The organism is Actinoplanes sp. URMC 104 (assembly GCF_051386375.1).
Lineage (GTDB): Bacteria > Actinomycetota > Actinomycetes > Mycobacteriales > Micromonosporaceae > Actinoplanes.
Map to the genome: position 1 here is coordinate 1 of NZ_JBPQTO010000001.1, position 14,405 is coordinate 14,405.

The following is a 14,405-nucleotide window of genomic DNA, read 5'->3' on the forward strand; positions in this document are numbered from 1 at the left end:
GCGGGCTTGGGCTTCGCGCCACATGGCGAGTTCGGTGCCGGCCTGGATGTGACGGCTGCCGGTGTGCATGCGCTCGGATCGGCCGTCGAGCCAGGCGGCGATCTCGTCGTGGCGGAGCTGGATGCGGTTGTCGGTGGTCATGGTTCCTTCTCGTTGTGCTGGTGGGCCGGGCCCGGGCAGGTGGATCAGTCGTCGGCGTTCGTCGTTTTCATCAGGTCGTCGACGGCGGTGCGCGCTACGGCGATCAGCAGGCTGATCCGTCGGGTTCGCATGTCGGACCGCGCGATGAGGTCGAGGCCGTCGAGGGGGGTGGCCGCTACGACCATCTCGGGCGTGACCCACTTCGGTGTCCGGCGCGGCAGCTCGGCCACCATCCGCGCCAGCCGCTGAGCCTCGCGAGCCTTCATCAGTCGCCGGCTCCCCAGACGCCGCCGCGGCCGTGGGCGTAGGTGCGCTGCTGCAAGAACCGGACGGGGTGATCGAGGACGAGTGTGGAGTGGGCGCGGCCGTCTTCGGGGTGGTGGGTGAGCTCGCGGGTGGCGGCGTTCCAGTGGTGCGAGGTGTGGCGCTGCCCGTCGGCGGCGTCGACCCAGCCGGTCTTGGCGTCGTGCGCCTTGGTGGTGGCGATCGCGTACAGGTCACCTTGGCGGTCGACGCGCTTGCCGGCGGCGGTGGCCTTCTTGACGGCGGCCGGGGTGATCCAGTCGAGGGCGTCGGTGACGGTCTCGATGGTGCCGGGGATGCGGACGGCGAAGTCGCCGTTGTCGTCGCGGCCGCACAAGTAGGAGATCGCGGCGAAGCGGGAGCCGTATGCGCGGCTGTAGTAGCGCCAGCCTTCGACGTGCAGCACGACCAGGCGGTCGCGGCGGTCGGTGATCGCGAGGGGCAGCAGGCGCAGGTCGGATGCTTTGCTGCCGGATTCGATGCCGATTTCGCCGCCGCGGCGCAGCACTTCGTTGGTGTAGCGGCGTGTGAGCACCGCGGGGAGGCGCTCGGCGGCGGGTTTGGCCGGCGCGGGCAGGGACGCTCGGAGCTGGCGGCGGGTGCGGCGCAGGTCGCGGATGGCCTTGATGGTGCGCAGGTTGCGTACGCCGTGCTCTTTGAGCGCGGCGATGAGGGCGGACGGGTCGCGTTCCAGGTAGGGCGGCAGGGTCAGGGTCGTCAAGGGTGGCTCCGGGGCTTGGAGTTGTGCTGACGACTCCACCCTACGACAGTCGTCTACAGTTGTCTACAAATGGATTACTAGGCTGGTCAGATGGACTATCCGCTCTCCAGGCCGCTCACATCCACGTCGAACCCGGCGTACACGGACGGGAACCCGGTCACGACCACAGCGCCGAGCTCGCGCGCCTCGTGCGCCACCTGGGCGAGCATCAGCGGGCCGATCAGCGCGACCGGCCTGGCCGCCGGCGCGGCGCGCAGCGCGGGCGCGGCCGCGGTCCCGACGGCGATCGCGTCGTGCTCGGACAGCGGCAGGGTGCGGATCCCCCGGAACGCGAGGATGAAGTCCCACTGGGCGGGCCGGGCGTTCATCACGGCCTGGGCCTCGGCGATGGCCAGGGTGGGCACGACCAGCGAGATGCCGCCGCTGTCCGCGTCTTCCATCAGCCGCATCAGGGTGCGGTGCCCGTTGAACAGCTCGACCAGGGCGGACGCGTCGAGGACGCGCAGAGCGTGCAGGGTCACGCGGCGCGGCGGCCGACCTGGGCCCGGCGCGCGGCGACCCGGTTGTCACCGGCGGCCAGCCAAGCCTGGTAGGCCTGCTCCTCTTCCTCGGTGAACGGCGTCGGCACCGGCCGGCCGAGGATGCGGGCGAGCCGGGCGGCCGCGGGCTCTCGGGTGCCGCTGCTCATGTCGGTGCCGTCTGCCATGGCGTTCAGGGTACGCACGATGTCCCACCGGCGCGAGCAGCCGGACGGCGCCGCGTCCCTCCCCGGGCAGGCACCTACGGCTCGATCAGCCGCTCGGGCTGCCCGCCTGGTGTGTGCTGCCAGCGGATGCCTGCCGCGTCGGTGTACTTGACGCCGGTCCGGTGTTTGCGGTTGGGGTCCGACCAGGGACTGGGTTGGTCCTTGGCGTACTCGCCTGAGCCGCCGGGCTCGCCGGGCGGCAACTGCGGCTGGATGACCAGGGCAAGTTGCTGGCCGGGCCTGAGAATGGACAGGTCGCCGCCCATGCGGGACCAATGCCTGAGGCTGAGCTGGCTATGGACCCGAGCAGCGGGTCCCGTCCGGATCGTCTCCTCCATGAACGGCTCGATCGCGCGAATCGGCAGCGGCGAGTCGTTGATTAGTTGGATGTCCCCTAGCCATCCCGGCAGGCGTTCATTTGTCGGGTGGCCCTTGGGGTCGTACCTCCACTCCAGCTGGACGGTGACCAAGCGCGCCTGCCTGGCCTCGTCGTCGCGCTTGGCCGCGGCCGCGGCTTCGGCTTCGGCCCTGTCCTTCCGGCGGTCGATGATGAACTGGCCGGAGAGGAATCCAAGCGCGCCGGCCGTGCCGATCGCTTCGACCCAGTCGGGGACGCTGCCGAAATCGGGGGTGAAGGGCATGCCCGGCATGATGCCCGACCGGCGCGAGCCGGTCGGCTACCGGTCGGTCTCGGGTTCCTCGGCCAGTTGGGCGCGGTGGGTGTCGATCCACTCGAGCACGTCGGAGGCGAGCCACGCCTTGCCCATGGCGAGGTAGTCGACGACCGGGTCCGGGAAGCCTTTGCGGCCGATCAGGACGTACGCCCATTGGCGGGAGACGCCGAGCGCCTGCTGGATCTCGGTGACGCCCATCAGCCGCGGCACGGTGCGGTCTGCGCGCGGGTCTGCCATGTGCATGACGCTATGAGCTGCAGTAATGCCTCAAGGTCATTACCAACGTTCGATGACGTGAGGTGATGACGTCAGGTAAAGTGCGGGCCGCGGTTGCGGCGTTCTGCCGGCGCCGCAGCCGCCCTAGTCGTCGAAGCCCCCGACGGTCTGGAGGTCCACCCGTGTCCGACCCGCTGAACGCTGACATCGCGCACCCTGCCCGCCGGTACAACTACTGGTTGGGCGGCAAGGACAACTTCGCCGCCGACCGCGAGTCGGCCGACCAGATCGCCGCGGTGAAGCCGTCGGTGCGTGTCTCCGCGCTGGAGAACCGCAACTTCATGCACCGCGCTGCCCGGCACCTCGCCGGGCTGGGCGTACGGCAGTTCATCGACATCGGCACCGGCCTGCCCGTGGAGCCGAACCTGCACGACGTGGCGCAAGGCGTCGCCGCTGACGCGCGGGTGGTGTACGTCGACAACGACCCGCTGGTGATGACCCACGCCCGCGCGCTGATGGTGGGCACGCCCGAGGGGCGCACCGACTACGCGGAGGCGGACCTGCGCCGGCCGGTCGAGCTGCTGGCCGCCGAGCAGGTGCGCGACACGCTGGCGTGGGATGAGCCGATCGCTTTGATGCTGATCGCGATCCTGCACTTCCTGTCCGACGACGACCATCCGAAGAAGGTGGTGGCCACCCTCGTCGACGCGCTGCCGGCGGGGAGCTGGATCGTCGCGTCGCACGGCACCGCCGAGCTCGAGCACAACCCGGAGATCGCGGCCGACTTCGCCCGCAGGCAAGGGGTGTGGCTGCGCGACCGGGACGCGTTCGCTGCGCTGTTCGACCATCCGCGGGTGCAGCTGGTCGACCCGGGCCTGCCGATGGTGTCGCGCTGGTGGCGGGAGCCGGACGATCCCGTGCCCGCCGATGATCTGGTCTCCGTCCGCGGCCTGGTCGCGAAGGTCAGCTGAGGACGGTTTCACGGGGGACGCGCGGAGGCACTGCGCTGCGCGAGGGTCAGGAAGTGGCGGCTTCCTGGCCCTCGTCGCTTCCCGCAGCCGGTCGGCGCGGGGTCAGGATCGCGGCGACCGCCGCCCGCAGCTCGTCGGCGCCGGCGACCGGGTGCGGGTCGACCAGGGCGCGGGAGCGGCACGCGTCGAGGTCGGGGGCGGCGGCGCGGCCGGTCGCGGTGTCCCACGTCAGCTCGGGGCACGTGCACAGCGGATGCCGGGCGGGCCGGTCGTGGTCGAAACTCATTTTGGGCCGCCACCGGGCGCGGCGGTCACCGCTTGCGGCCTTTCTTCGCGGGCTTGCGGACGGTGAGGCCTTCCCAGGTCGGGGCGTCCGCGGTCAGGTGCACCGCCGTGCCGGCTGGTTCCTCGCGGGTCGTCGTCGGCATGCCGTACGGCGCCGTGAGGCGCTGCTCGACTTGCAGGTCCACGAGGATCTTGTTGGAGCCGGACGCCTTCAACTCGATGGTTCTGGTCTCGGCGCCGCGGCGGATCTCGATGCGGACGTAGTCGGCGCCGTCGGTCTTCTTGCTCACGCGGGCTGCAGCTCCTTGGCGATGATCAGGTCTTCGACGAGCATCAGCTGCGCGGCGAGGAAGATCCGGATCTCGTGCGGCACCCGCAGCCGGTAGAGCACGGTGTTGAGGTGGGCGCACAGGAACGAGTACGCGGCCGGGCTGATGCCGAGCGGCTGGTGTGAGGCGCGCAGGATGCCGGCCGGGTCTTCGTAGTGGACGGGGCCGCCGAGCAGCTGGCCGACGAGCAGCGGCAGGTGCCGCTTGAGGTGCGGCATCGCCTCGATCGGGAAGTACGGCGCGAGCAGCGGGTCGGCCTGCACGCTCGAGTAGAACTGGTCGGTCGCGGCGCGCAGCGCCTCGGGGCCGAGCTGCTGGTACGGGGTGCGCCCGTCGGCGTCGACCGGCGGGGTGGTGATGGAGACGTACGTGCCCGGCTCGGGGCGCGGCTCGGCGTGGTTCGGGTACGTGCGGATGGCCACGGTGGTGCTCCTTCGGTGGGCGGCTTCGGTGGCGCGGGCGGCGGCCCGGGCGGCGCGCCGTTCGGGGCGTGCGGGGTCGAGGAGACGCCAGCTCGCGATGCCGGCGGCGGTGAGCACCCCGGCGATGCCTGCGGTGGTGGCGTTCGGGTGCGCGGCGAGCGCGCTGGTGATGTCGGTGTAGTGCACGGTCTCCCCCATCGACGCCGGTCACCGGTCACCATATCTGGCCGTTCCGACATTGCTACGTCCGTACAGGGACGGGCAGGATGGGACCCGTGTTCGAGGGTGTGGTGCAAGACCTGATCGACGAGCTGGGCCGGCTGCCCGGCGTCGGCCCGAAGTCGGCGCAGCGGATCGCGTTCCACGTGCTGTCCGCCGAGACGGCCGACATCAAGCGGCTCGTGTCGGCGCTGCACAAGGCGGCGACCGAGGTGCAGTTCTGCGAGTCGTGCTTCAACGTCTCCGACGCCAAGCTGTGCCGGCCGTGCCGGGATCCGCGCCGCACCGACGAGGTGCTCTGCGTCGTCGAGGAACCGAAGGACGTGGTCGCGATCGAGCGGACCGGCGAGTTCCGCGGCCGGTACCACGTGCTCGGCGGGGCGATCAACCCGCTGGAAGGCGTCGGCCCCGACCAGCTGAAGGTGCGCGAGCTGCTGGTCCGGCTGCGCGACGCCCAGGTCCAGGAGGTCATCCTGGCGACCGACCCGAACACCGAGGGCGAGGCCACCGCGAGCTACCTGGCGTACCTGATCAAGCCGCTCGGCATCACGGTCAGCCGGATCGCGTCCGGGCTGCCCGTCGGCGGGGACCTCGAGTACGCCGACGAGATCACGCTCGGGCGTGCGTTCGAAGGAAGGCGGACGGTGTGACCGGCACCGAGATCGACGTGTACCCCGTGGGCTGGCTCAAGGAGCTGCAGCTGTTTCGCCGCGCGCTCCACGCAGGACCCGACGCGCGGCGGTGGGCCGCCGGCCGGCTGCGGCGGCAGGCACGCAGCAACCTGCGGCACATCCGGCGCCGCCAGTGGCGCGACCTCAAGAACACCTTCAACGGCTACCTCGCCGAGCCGTACGAGTTCCCGGCCGGCGTCACCTGCTGCGGCACCGGCTGGACGCGGGCCCGCGCCCGCCGCGATCTCGACCGGCTCGTACGCGCGGCAGGAGCCCGACGGTGAAGTGGCTGATGGTCCTCGCCCCGATCGTCGCCACGGCCGCGGCGACGGTGGTCACCGCGGTCCGGGCCGCGTACGCCTCCCGAGTGTGCGCGTGTGGGCGCGACTGCCGCTGATGCACCAGTCTTGATCTCGGACACCGTGTCACGGATCGGAGCATTCGGGGCACGAGTGTGCAACGCCTTGAATTGCCGTACTCACAGGCCGTCACCGATTTCCCATCCGGTACAGCCTCGTCACTAAATACGGCGCGCCGACCCGCCTCTGACGTTGCGTCCGCTTCGTGCGGCGCATAGCGTCTACCCCAACATCAGGTACTTACAAGGGTGTAAGTCATCCACAGGTTGGGGTTTCGGCCTGCGGTTGTCCACAGCCTACATAGACGTTCCGCAGCTGGTCGGCTCCACTGCAGAGTTCTTCGCCGGTACCGGCGTCCTTGACCGGGCGCTCACGGCCGTTGGCTTCGATGTCGTCGAGGTCATCGACCCCGGCATCCGCCGGGGTTAACCCACCGGGGGAGGAACAGCAGTGTCCATGTCCACCACGGACGGGACGGAGGTGCAGTCTGGGCCCAATTCGGCCCAGCAGCGCCACCGGACCTCCGACCAGAACCGCCCGGAGAAGCCGCCTCGCAAGGGCGGCCGGCACCGGGCACCCGGACGGCAGCGGTTCACCCCGCCGTCGCCCACCGACCTCCTCAAGATCGCGTACTGGTTCGACCGGGGCGCGGAGGAGTTCGGGAAGCACGAAGCCTCCATCAGGGCGTGGTTTCACACCCATGTGGAGGCCGCGTGGCAGATCGTCGACGCCCTCGTCCGGCAGATGAGCTGAGCGTCGCGGTCTGGGTAACTCGGACGAGCCTTCACGCTGGCAGGCGTGGGGGCTCGTTCGATTTTCTTGTCACGGCACGCTCGGCGATATCTGAGGCTCCCGTCCCTCCGGGTACCGATATTCCTGCACGCGCCTGCACCGGAGTTAACTCCGTACAAGTCAACTCGTCAACCGGAGATGGACAACAAGTTCCAGCCCATCGTTCATTTCACCTGCTGAAACGCTGTTCGCGCATCTTCGCGCCGCTTCGCGCACCCGCGTGTCGCTCACGATGTCGGAACCCAGGGCGCCGGTGCGGCTTGGAGACGGGCAGGGCGTGCGCTACCCGTCCCCGAGCACAACGCCTTGCGGGCTGGTCAGTCGTCCTCGCGGGCGTGGCGCGCCACGTACGTCTTCTGAACGGCGGCGCGTTCGAGGGCCTCGTCAAGGAGCAGGTACTTCTTGATGTTCACGGTCGAGCGGACGCCGACTTCGCGGCGAGGGTTGATGTCGGTAGCGAGATGGGTTTCGGCCATGCGCGGGAGTGTAGATCGATCAAGCCGTGCTGTCGTACCCGTCCGGCACACTGGCCGGCATGCCCTCGATCGACGCGTCCACTGTGGCGGGCGTCAGCGTCGAGCTGACCTGGGAGTGCTGCTGGATCGGCCTGCCGAAGGTGGCGCTGCAACGGCACCACCTCGACCCGGAGACGTTCCGGGAGATGGTCGTGGCGCAGGGCGGCGCGTGCGCGATCTGCGGGTACGTCGCCGCGGACCGGCCGCTGCTGATCGACCACGACCATGCCTGCTGCCCCGGTAAGCACTCCTGCGGGCGGTGCGTGCGGTCGCTGCTGTGCGCCGGCTGCAACGGCTTCCTCGGCGTGCTCGAGGTGACCGGCGAGCTGGGGTCGACGCGGCTGCAGGCGATGCGGGCGTACCTCGCCCGGTGGGGCGTCGACCCGTTCGAGGCGGAGCAGTTCCGGCGCGCCGGTGAGCGGCACCGCGCGCGCCACGCCAAGCAGGGCATCGACTGCCGCTGCTACCACTGCACCGGCGACATGACGCAGCCGTCCGGGTGGATCGCTGAGGCGCTCGCGGCGGGCCGGCCGGTGTGGGATGAGGTCGAGCGGCGCAACGAGGAGGCGCTGCAGCGGATCCGGGACGCCGGGCTGAGCGTCGACGGGCTGTGACGGCGCCGCGCTGACCGAAAGTACGATTTCGGCCATGTCGGTCATCGGCAGCTCTTGACGAAGATCCTTAACTCACCCCATCCTCTCTATGTTGCTTGCACCATGACCAAGATCGGCGGTCCCGCTCGGCGGTGGCCGCCGTTCGCCGTTTCCGGGGGTGGTGCATGGCGTCCGAACGAACCCGCCCGGCGTGGAGCAACTCCAACCGCAAAGGCCGACTGCCCCAGAACTGGAACGAGCTGCGTGCACTAGGGCACCAGCTGAACCCAGAGCACATCTGCCACGTCTGCGGTAAGCCGGGCGGGTCCGACTTCGATCACAAGACCGCCGGGGACGACTCGTGCCAGCAGCCCCAGGTCCACGTGCAGCCGTGCACCTGCAACCTGGACTGGTGCCACAACCGCACCGATTTCCTCGCCGGCCGGTCGGACAAGAACTGCCACGGCGAGAAGTCGGCCGGTGAAGGCGCGCGGGCCCTGGCCGCGAAGCTCAAGTCGCAGCGGCGCCCACCGGAGCAGCACCCGGCGTTCGCGGACTGACCGGTGGCCGAGATCCACGTGACCCCGAAAGACGACCTGATCACGCACGAGGACAGCGGTTTCTGCGTGTGCGGGCCGCGCCTGGACCTGATCCGGCATCCGTCCGGCGCGACGAAGTGGGCGTACATCCACCCGTCGCTGGACAACCGCGAAAACCAGCAGGGAGGCCGGACGTGATGCACGACTGCCACAACTGCTTCCCGTGCAGGCTCGACCGCCTCGAGGCTGCCCAGCACCGAACGGAGACGCTCGTGGCATCCACCCTGGAGCAGGTCAAGCAGCTCGGCGCGGGCATCAGCCAGCTCACCGAGATCGTGGTCGACCTGGCCGCCGAGTTCAAGGCGTTCAAGGCGGCCGTCACCGTCGACCAGGAGTCCCCCAGCCCGGAGATGCAGACCGCCCTCGACGAGGCGAACGTCGCGCTCGCGGCGGCCAAGGCCCGGCTGCAGGAGCTGGACGTGGAGATCGGCGACGCGGACAGCGCGGACGGCGAACCGGCCGCCGCGCCCGGCCCGCTGGACTCGCCGACGTCGGAGTTCCCGATCTTCGACGAGCTCGGCGGCGGCGAGGTCGGTGTGGACGTGCCCGAGGGCGTGACGGTCGAGCCGGCCGACGCCCTGGACGACCCGGACGCCGGGACGCAGGTGGCTGTCGAGCCGGTCGACTGGTTCAGCAACCGCCCCGCCTGAGACTGCCCTCTGCCGGCCCGGCCTGGGCTGCGCTACGAACTCGCGCGGCCTTCCGGGCGCGCGTGCCCAGCCGCGGCCGTTCAGGCGTGGCTGGCGACTCCTCGTCGAAAGGACGCCTCGCATGGCGATGACCCTCACCACCGACGACATCAACGCGATCGTGAACGCCATCTTCGCGAAGCAGATCCCGGTCGGCAGCAGCAGCACCACGTTCCAGGGCTGCCAGTCGGTGTTCATGGCGCGTACCGACGCGATCACGAACACCCAGATGCCGGCGCAGGGAACGCAGCTGAACAACCTGGCCACCGCGGTCAGCGGCGTCAACACCGCGGTGGGCGCCGTCAACACTGCGGTCGGCGCGGTCAACACCAAGGTGACGACGCTGCAGAACACGGTCGACACCAACGGCACCGCTCGGCTGGACGCTCTGCAGTCGAGCGTCGACCTGCTGACCGCGGACCCCGCCTCGGGCGACTCGGTGATCGTCGACGCGACGCGCTACGCGATCGCGAACCCGTGACCGGTGCGGGGGCGTGCCCGGTTCGGGTGTGCCCCCGCCTGCACGTCCCCCAGGCCGTGAGGCCTTCCGCTTCCCGAGGAGATACAGGCATGCCTTCGTTCGGTGACGGCACCGGCCCGAAGAAGAAGCACAAGCCCGCCGACGGCGACGACCTGGACGGCTTCGAGGTGCTCGGCGGTTCGGTGGTGTTGCAGCTGGCCGTCGACCCGTCCCGCCTCGAGGCCGTCTACGAGCAGGTCCGCGCGGCGACCCGGCAGGGTGTGCTCGACGGGTACGCCGAGGCGATCGCGCTCATCAACGCCCCCGGCGACGGCGACGAGCCCGTCGACGAGCACGGCGCGCTCGTCGAGCCCCCGCCGGCGGCGCCCGAACAGCTGTGACCACGGTCGTCGGTCTGGCCGGGCTGACCGGGCTGTGGATGGCCGCCGACACGATGACCCACGTGTACGAGCGGCCGGTGTCTGGCGCGTCGAAGATCGTCCGGCTGCCGATGGCCGGTGGGCAGCATCTGCTGCTCGGCTTCGACGGCAGCCCCGGCATGCCGGCCATCGCGCTGCGGCTGTGGACCGACGAGCTGAAAGGCGACGTCGAGCTGCCGCCCAGCGTGGACCTGCTGCCGGCGTTCACGGCGCTGATCGCGTCGGCGCTGACCGAGGCGTTCCGCGAGGCCGGCATGACCGACATGGAGATGCGGCTCGACGGCACGATGCTGCTGGGTGTGCCCGGCGGTGAGGGCTTGGAGCCGACGCTGTGGACGATCACGCACCACACGGCGATCCGGCACCTGGACGGCCGCGGCGCCGTCGGTTCCGGTGAAGGCCCGGCGGTGGGCGCGCTGGATGCGCTGCTGACGCTCGGGGTGAAGCCGGGCGACGCGGTGCGGCAGGCCTGCGAGATCGGGGTGTCGCGGGACCGCTCGTCCGGTCTGCCGGTGCTGGTGGAGACGTTGACGACCGTTCCCGACACCAACGTATGATCGTCGGTACGTTGGTCCGGGCGGACCAGCCCGGCCGCGTCCGATACGTGGCCGGGCCGCGACGAGTCATTCGCCTTCAGTGCCGCTTCTGCTCGTGTCTGCTTCACCGCCCGGCCGCCCGGACCCAACGCCTCCCCCGCTGGTGACCACGCCCAGCGCGAACTGATCGATCCAGATGTCCCAGCGCGCCGGGTTGGGCGCGCACGGCCGCGGAGCCCGGAATGGGCCGCGGCCGTTTTGTTGCCCGCGAATCCCGGAATGGGAGTGATCACGATGCCCGGACCCGCACCGAAGGAGATAAAGCACGGCCACACGCCTAACGCGCTCTCCTGGACTGAGGTGCCCGACAAGCCGTTCGAGGACGGACCTGAGCTGCCGCCGTTGGGCCGCAACAAGAAGTGGCACCCGCTCGTGCAGCGCTGGTGGGCGATCGTCAAGGCGATGCCGCACTGCGTGCTGTGGCGCGACGAGGACTGGCAGAAGGCGCTCGAGCTGGCCTACGACAAGGACCTGTACTGGAAGAACGGCGAGGACCGTACGACCAGCCAGGCCACCGAGATCCGCCGCAAGGAGGACCAGCTCGGTATCGGCCTGGAGGCGCGGACCAAGCTGCGCATCAAGTACGTGGTGCCGCCCGAGGTCGAGGAGCAGCAGGCGCGCGACAACGCCGCCCAGGCGCTCGCGAAGCAGGCGGCCGGCGGGACCGGCAACGTGCTGTCGATCGCTGACCGCCGGAACGCCGCCAAGAAGCCCGCGTAGGCGTGCGGGGCCAGGATGCCGCACCAGAAGATCCTGTCGCCCGACTACGACCCCGAACGCAGCCTTGGGTGGCTCGCGACTGCCTGGATTGAACACAACGTGCGCCACGGGCCAGGAGACGTCGCTGGCCAGCCGGTGCACCACGGGCAGGAGTACACCGAGTTCATCGTCGCCTGCTACGCGATCGGTGACGACCCCACGAACAACCACCTGCTGCACGACACCGCCTTCCTCAGCCGGCCGAAGGGCTGCGACAAGAGCGGCATCGCTGGCAGGCTGTGCCTGTTCGAGGCGTTCGGGCCGAGCCGGTTCACGGGCGAGTACGCCAAGGGCGGCGAAATCTACCGCGATCCGTACGGGTCGTTCGTCTACGAATATCAGCCGGGTGAGCCGATGGGCCGCCCGGTGCAGTCGCCGTTCATCCGCATTCTCGCGACCGAGGAGAATCAGACCGGGAACACGTTCCGGACGGTTCTCTACAACCTGACCAACGACGAATGCCCGCTATATTACTGGCCCGGTCACGACGCCAGTAAGGAGAAGGTTTTCCTCAAGGCCAATGGTGGCGGCGAGATTCGCACGAGCACGGCCAGCGCCGCCTCGAAAGATGGCGGCCTTGAGACGTTTGTCGTGGCAGACGAAACGCACCTCTACGATGTGCCCGAACTTCGGGACATGAAAGAGACCGTGGCGCAGAACCTGGAAAAGCGCAAGAAAGGCGCTGGAACCTGGCTTCTGGAAACCACGACAATGTTCGCGCCCGGCGATGAATCGGCGGCGGAAGCGACCTTCAAAGAGGCCGAAGCGATTCTGGAAGGCCGTAAGCGGCGAGGCGCAGCCCGCCTGTATTACGACCATCGATGGGGGCAGGTGGAAAACCTCGCCAACGAGGCGGAATTGCGGCAGGCGATCATCGAGGCGTACGGCGACGCGCTGGAATGGATCAGCCTTGAAGGCCTGATCAACAAGGCGTACGACACCCGCACGACCCCGGCACGGTTCCGCCGCTACTTCCTCAACGCCCAGACCAGCTCGAAGGACAGCTGGATCAAGCTCGAGGAGTGGGAGGCGTGTAAGCGACCCGACCGCGAGCTCAAGGACGGCGACCTGGTCGCGCTTGGACTGGACGGGTCGATCACCGACGATGCCACCTGCCTGTCGGCGGCGTCGATCGAGACCGGCCACGTCGAGCTGCTCGGCTGCTGGGAACGACCGCCCGGCGCCGCCGGCGAGGACTGGATCGTCCCGCGCGAGGAGGTCGACGCGGCCGTCGCTCAGGCCTTCAAGCGGTTCCAGGTCGCGGCCTTCTTCTGCGACCCCCCGCACTGGCAGGACTCGATCGCGGCGTGGGAGGCCGAGTACGGCGAGCGGCTGAAGGTGAAGGCCAGCCAGAAGCACCCGCTGCACTGGTGGACGAACCGGCCGACGCAGATGGTCGAGGCGCTCGCGGCGTTCCGTGAGGCGGTATGGGAGAAGCGGCTCTCGTTCACCCCGCCCGAGGACCGGACCGGCCGCGTCGCCGAGCTGGCCGCCACGCTGCGCAGGCACATCAGCAACTGCCGGGAACGGCCGAGCCGCGCCGGCCTGCAGATCGGCAAGGAACACAAGGGCAGCGACAAGAAGATCGACGGGGCGATGAGCACCGTGCTCGCGTGGACCGCGCGGATGGCGTGTGTCTCCGCCGGCGTCAAGCCGGAAGGCCCGAAGCAGGTGTACGTCGCCCGCCGCATCCGATAGCCCCCGCACACAGCCGGACGACCCCCGTACGACTCCCTGGGAGGGGAAACCACATGGGTAACCTGTTGCGCCGCGGGCGGCTGGCGCTGCTCGCCTCGATCGGCGTCGGCGCGCTCGCGCTGGCGGCCGGCTGCACGGGCGGCGCCGACACGCCGGTGGACACGCCGCAGGTCTCGGCCAGCGTGGTGCCGCCGCAGTCGCTACTCAAGCCGCCGTCGACGCTGCCGTGGGGTGCGGCCCCGCCCGCCGGCGCGGAGCCCGGCCCGAACGCGGGCGAGATGCCGGTCGGGGTCGTCGCTCCGAAGGGGATGGCGCCCCGCGAAGGATCGGCGAAGCGGGCGGCGGCCGCGAACGTGACCGCTGCCGACTCGGACGTCTACTACTACTACGGCAACGGCTGGGAGACGCAGGCCTCCCCCGCCGACGGGCTGTGGGCGGACGTGGACATCGCCGCGCCGGCCTACGACATGGTGGGCGACTACCACACGCTGGTCGAACTGGCCGCGATCAATTACAACAGCACCAACGGCCGCAACATCGTCGAGGTCGGCTGGGCGCGGAACAAGCCCGTGTTCGGTGACGACCAGGTGCACCTGTTCGTGTTCCAGTGGGCCAACGACAACGGCGGCTGCTACAACGGCTGCGGGTTCGTCACCTTCGGGCAGGGCGGCGCCGTGCCCGGCATGGTCCTGCCGACCGGGGTGAGTAAGAAGTTCGGGCTGCAGCACTCGGGCAACGCCTGGTGGGTCATCTACGACGGCAAGTACGTCGGCTACTTCCCGGACAGCGTGTGGACGTCGCAGAACGAGACGTTCACCAAGGGCACCGACCTGCGGGTGTTCGGTGAGGTCGCCTCGACCAACGCCACCGCGCCTTGCTCGGACATGGGCAACGGGCTTCCCGGCTCGAACCCGGCCGCGCTGCGGGTCCGCAACGTGACCTACTACAACGGCGGCAAGCCGAACATGATCGGGGCTGTGAGGCCGGTGGCCGCGCAGACCGCCGGCATCTACAACGTGACCATGCAGTCGACGCGGTCGTTCCGCCTCGGCGGTCCGGGCGGCTGTTGACGTAGCCCCCGGTTGGGAGGCGCGGGGCCCGCTCCCACGGCGTCGCTGACGCCCGGGCCCCACGCCTCGCCCTTACTGCCTCGGGTTGCAGCGGCCCGGGTTCGGGGCGTTCGGAGGGGTGTCGAGAAACCCTCCGGA

24 protein-coding genes are annotated in these 14,405 nt (G+C 69.9%); 14 read left to right on the plus strand and 10 right to left on the minus strand.

Annotated features, from left to right (window positions below):
* Positions 1-185: 185 nt before the first annotated feature.
* The 6 genes from ACSNN8_RS00005 to ACSNN8_RS00030 all read right to left on the minus strand — a co-directional run bounded on the left by ACSNN8_RS00005 (position 186) and on the right by ACSNN8_RS00030 (position 2,821).
* The gene (locus ACSNN8_RS00005; protein WP_436645936.1) at positions 186-407 is read right to left on the minus strand and encodes a hypothetical protein; all 222 of its coding nucleotides are present in this window, start codon (positions 405-407) and stop codon (positions 186-188) included.
* On the minus strand, positions 407-1,165 hold the full coding sequence (locus ACSNN8_RS00010) for a hypothetical protein (RefSeq protein WP_436645938.1): 759 nt from the start codon (positions 1,163-1,165) through the stop codon (positions 407-409). The genes ACSNN8_RS00005 and ACSNN8_RS00010 overlap by 1 nt, the downstream gene beginning before the upstream one ends.
* 95 nt (positions 1,166-1,260) lie before the next feature.
* The gene (locus ACSNN8_RS00015; protein WP_436645940.1) at positions 1,261-1,686 is read right to left on the minus strand and encodes a hypothetical protein; all 426 of its coding nucleotides are present in this window, start codon (positions 1,684-1,686) and stop codon (positions 1,261-1,263) included.
* Positions 1,683-1,871 carry a hypothetical protein gene (locus ACSNN8_RS00020; RefSeq protein ID WP_436645941.1) on the minus strand — a complete coding sequence of 63 codons (189 nt, stop codon included), beginning with the start codon at positions 1,869-1,871 and terminating at the stop codon, positions 1,683-1,685. Before ACSNN8_RS00020 ends, ACSNN8_RS00015 begins: the two co-directional genes overlap by 4 nt.
* A 74-nt stretch (positions 1,872-1,945) precedes the next feature.
* Positions 1,946-2,551 (minus strand): hypothetical protein, encoded by a 606-nt coding sequence (locus ACSNN8_RS00025; RefSeq protein WP_436645943.1) that lies wholly within the window; start codon positions 2,549-2,551, stop codon positions 1,946-1,948.
* A 36-nt stretch (positions 2,552-2,587) separates the two neighbouring features.
* The gene (locus tag ACSNN8_RS00030; protein ID WP_436645945.1) at positions 2,588-2,821 is read right to left on the minus strand and encodes a helix-turn-helix transcriptional regulator; all 234 of its coding nucleotides are present in this window, start codon (positions 2,819-2,821) and stop codon (positions 2,588-2,590) included.
* Positions 2,822-2,982: 161 nt separating this feature from the next.
* On the opposite strand from ACSNN8_RS00030, the gene ACSNN8_RS00035 reads away from it, so the two are divergent.
* Positions 2,983-3,771, plus strand: a complete 789-nt coding sequence (locus tag ACSNN8_RS00035) for an SAM-dependent methyltransferase (RefSeq protein WP_436645946.1) — start codon at positions 2,983-2,985, stop codon at positions 3,769-3,771.
* A gap of 46 nt (positions 3,772-3,817) precedes the next feature.
* Here ACSNN8_RS00035 and ACSNN8_RS00040 read toward each other — a convergent pair whose 3' ends face one another.
* Genes ACSNN8_RS00040 through ACSNN8_RS00050 form a run of 3 tightly spaced genes read right to left on the minus strand, consistent with a single transcriptional unit; the run spans position 3,818 to position 5,005 of the window.
* Entirely contained in the window at positions 3,818-4,057 is a 240-nt protein-coding gene (locus tag ACSNN8_RS00040; RefSeq protein ID WP_436645948.1) for a hypothetical protein, read from the minus strand.
* Between the two features lie 25 nt (positions 4,058-4,082).
* Entirely contained in the window at positions 4,083-4,346 is a 264-nt protein-coding gene (locus tag ACSNN8_RS00045) for a hypothetical protein (protein ID WP_436645950.1), read from the minus strand.
* Positions 4,343-5,005 carry a group I truncated hemoglobin gene (locus tag ACSNN8_RS00050; RefSeq protein ID WP_436645951.1) on the minus strand — a complete coding sequence of 221 codons (663 nt, stop codon included), beginning with the start codon at positions 5,003-5,005 and terminating at the stop codon, positions 4,343-4,345. Before ACSNN8_RS00050 ends, ACSNN8_RS00045 begins: the two co-directional genes overlap by 4 nt.
* Positions 5,006-5,082: 77 nt before the next feature.
* Between ACSNN8_RS00050 and recR the strand changes: the two genes are divergently transcribed.
* The 3 genes from recR to ACSNN8_RS00065 all read left to right on the plus strand — a co-directional run bounded on the left by recR (position 5,083) and on the right by ACSNN8_RS00065 (position 6,809).
* The gene (recR, locus tag ACSNN8_RS00055; RefSeq protein WP_436645953.1) at positions 5,083-5,676 is read left to right on the plus strand and encodes a recombination mediator RecR; all 594 of its coding nucleotides are present in this window, start codon (positions 5,083-5,085) and stop codon (positions 5,674-5,676) included.
* Positions 5,673-5,981: a hypothetical protein gene (locus tag ACSNN8_RS00060; protein WP_436645955.1), complete on the plus strand. Its 309-nt coding sequence runs from the start codon at positions 5,673-5,675 to the stop codon at positions 5,979-5,981. The genes recR and ACSNN8_RS00060 overlap by 4 nt, the downstream gene beginning before the upstream one ends.
* 531 nt (positions 5,982-6,512) lie before the next feature.
* Complete coding sequence (locus ACSNN8_RS00065; RefSeq protein ID WP_436645957.1) at positions 6,513-6,809, plus strand: hypothetical protein; 297 nt, start codon at positions 6,513-6,515, stop codon at positions 6,807-6,809.
* 356 nt (positions 6,810-7,165) lie between these two features.
* Here ACSNN8_RS00065 and ACSNN8_RS00070 read toward each other — a convergent pair whose 3' ends face one another.
* Positions 7,166-7,324, minus strand: a complete 159-nt coding sequence (locus tag ACSNN8_RS00070) for a hypothetical protein (RefSeq protein ID WP_436645959.1) — start codon at positions 7,322-7,324, stop codon at positions 7,166-7,168.
* A 59-nt stretch (positions 7,325-7,383) separates the two neighbouring features.
* Between ACSNN8_RS00070 and ACSNN8_RS00075 the strand changes: the two genes are divergently transcribed.
* From ACSNN8_RS00075 to ACSNN8_RS00120, 10 genes are all read left to right on the plus strand, one after another.
* The gene (locus ACSNN8_RS00075; RefSeq protein WP_436645960.1) at positions 7,384-7,977 is read left to right on the plus strand and encodes an endonuclease domain-containing protein; all 594 of its coding nucleotides are present in this window, start codon (positions 7,384-7,386) and stop codon (positions 7,975-7,977) included.
* Positions 7,978-8,141: 164 nt separating this feature from the next.
* Positions 8,142-8,516, plus strand: a complete 375-nt coding sequence (locus ACSNN8_RS00080; protein ID WP_436645962.1) for a hypothetical protein — start codon at positions 8,142-8,144, stop codon at positions 8,514-8,516.
* A gap of 3 nt (positions 8,517-8,519) precedes the next feature.
* A complete protein-coding gene (locus ACSNN8_RS00085) occupies positions 8,520-8,693 on the plus strand; it encodes a hypothetical protein (RefSeq protein ID WP_436645964.1) in 174 nt (57 codons plus the stop codon).
* 74 nt (positions 8,694-8,767) lie between these two features.
* Complete coding sequence (locus ACSNN8_RS00090; protein ID WP_436645965.1) at positions 8,768-9,205, plus strand: hypothetical protein; 438 nt, start codon at positions 8,768-8,770, stop codon at positions 9,203-9,205.
* Positions 9,206-9,326: 121 nt separating this feature from the next.
* Positions 9,327-9,725, plus strand: coding sequence for a hypothetical protein (locus ACSNN8_RS00095; protein WP_436645966.1), 399 nt, complete (start codon positions 9,327-9,329; stop codon positions 9,723-9,725).
* Positions 9,726-9,814: 89 nt separating this feature from the next.
* Positions 9,815-10,105, plus strand: a complete 291-nt coding sequence (locus ACSNN8_RS00100) for a hypothetical protein (RefSeq protein WP_436645968.1) — start codon at positions 9,815-9,817, stop codon at positions 10,103-10,105.
* On the plus strand, positions 10,102-10,701 hold the full coding sequence (locus ACSNN8_RS00105) for a hypothetical protein (protein WP_436645970.1): 600 nt from the start codon (positions 10,102-10,104) through the stop codon (positions 10,699-10,701). The genes ACSNN8_RS00100 and ACSNN8_RS00105 overlap by 4 nt, the downstream gene beginning before the upstream one ends.
* Before the next feature lie 339 nt (positions 10,702-11,040).
* Positions 11,041-11,460: a hypothetical protein gene (locus ACSNN8_RS00110; protein ID WP_436645972.1), complete on the plus strand. Its 420-nt coding sequence runs from the start codon at positions 11,041-11,043 to the stop codon at positions 11,458-11,460.
* Between the two features lie 15 nt (positions 11,461-11,475).
* Positions 11,476-13,197 (plus strand): hypothetical protein, encoded by a 1,722-nt coding sequence (locus ACSNN8_RS00115; protein WP_436645973.1) that lies wholly within the window; start codon positions 11,476-11,478, stop codon positions 13,195-13,197.
* A 53-nt stretch (positions 13,198-13,250) separates the two neighbouring features.
* Positions 13,251-14,267, plus strand: a complete 1,017-nt coding sequence (locus tag ACSNN8_RS00120; protein ID WP_436645975.1) for a neprosin family prolyl endopeptidase — start codon at positions 13,251-13,253, stop codon at positions 14,265-14,267.
* The last annotated feature ends 138 nt before the right edge of the window (positions 14,268-14,405 follow it).